1 protein-coding gene is annotated in these 1,137 nt (G+C 75.3%); it reads left to right on the plus strand.

The features are described from left to right. Positions 1-169: 169 nt before the first annotated feature. Complete coding sequence (locus Q0L15_RS19665) at positions 170-1,048, plus strand: universal stress protein (RefSeq protein ID WP_296606287.1); 879 nt, start codon at positions 170-172, stop codon at positions 1,046-1,048. The last annotated feature ends 89 nt before the right edge of the window (positions 1,049-1,137 follow it).

A 1,137-nucleotide genomic window follows, 5' to 3' on the forward strand; every position in this document is an offset into this window, starting at 1 on the left:
CCTCGCCGAGCAGGCTCCAGCAGTCGTAGGCGAGCAGGGTCGCGACGTTGTGGGTGGTCATGCCCCCACCGTGGCGGATGACCCCGCGCCGGAGCCAGTGACCAAGGTCCCGGGCGCCGCGGGCGGCCGACCCTGACCCGGTGCCGGGCCGGCACCCCAGCATGAGGGCGTGAGCGAGACGACCCGCAGCGAGTACGACGTGGTGGTCGCCGTCGGTCCCGAGGGCGTCCACGACGGGGTGCTGGACCTCGCCGTCGCCGAGGCCGAGCGCCGGCAGACCGGGCTGGAGCTGCTGCACGTCGTCCACTCGCTCGTCAGCGTCCCCGTCGGAGTGGAGGCGGTCCAGTCGCTGGACGGGGCCCTGACCGAGGTCGGCCGGAGGGTGCTGACCTCCGCGGCCGACCGGGTGCGCTCGCGGGGCGGTGGCCGGGTGCCGTACACGACGCACCTGCTCGTCGGCCGGGTGTCGACGACGATCGCCGACCGCGTCCCGCCCGACGGCGTCGTGTTCCTCGAGCGCCACGACTCCGCCGACCGGCTGCTCACCATGTCGGTCTCGACGAGGGTCGCGGCGCACGCGCACGCAGCCGTGGTCGTCGTGCCCGCCGCCTGGCGGCGCGGTCCCTACGAGCCGCGGCCGGTGACCGTCGGCGTCGACCATCCCGACGAGGCGCTCGCGCAGGTGGAGACCGCGCTGGCGTTCGCGCGGGACACCGGACGCCCGTTGGTGGTCGTGCACGCGGCGTGGCTGGCGGAGCCCTACCAGGACCTGGTCTTCGGCAACACGACGCGCGACGAGTGGGTGCACGACGCCGAGGAGCGGCTCGACCGCGCCCTCGCCAAGCTGCCCGACCACGCGGACGTCGACGTCTCGACCGCGGTGGACTGGCGGCGGCCGGCGGACGCGCTCGTCGGGGCGTCGCTGGTGTCGGCGTTCGTCGTTCTGAGCCGGCGGCGGGAGCGGGCGATCGGCCCGCACCTCGGCGCGGTGACCCGGACCGTCCTGCGGCACGCGGCCGGTCCGGTGATGGTGGTGGACCGGACCTGAGGGGAGAGCGACGATGACCACGTTGACCGCCGAGGAGTGCTGGGCGCTGCTCCAGCAGGAGAGCGTCGGCCGGCTCGGGTACCGGCTCG

This window comes from Nocardioides sp., from assembly GCF_024509035.1.
GTDB lineage: Bacteria > Actinomycetota > Actinomycetes > Propionibacteriales > Nocardioidaceae > Nocardioides.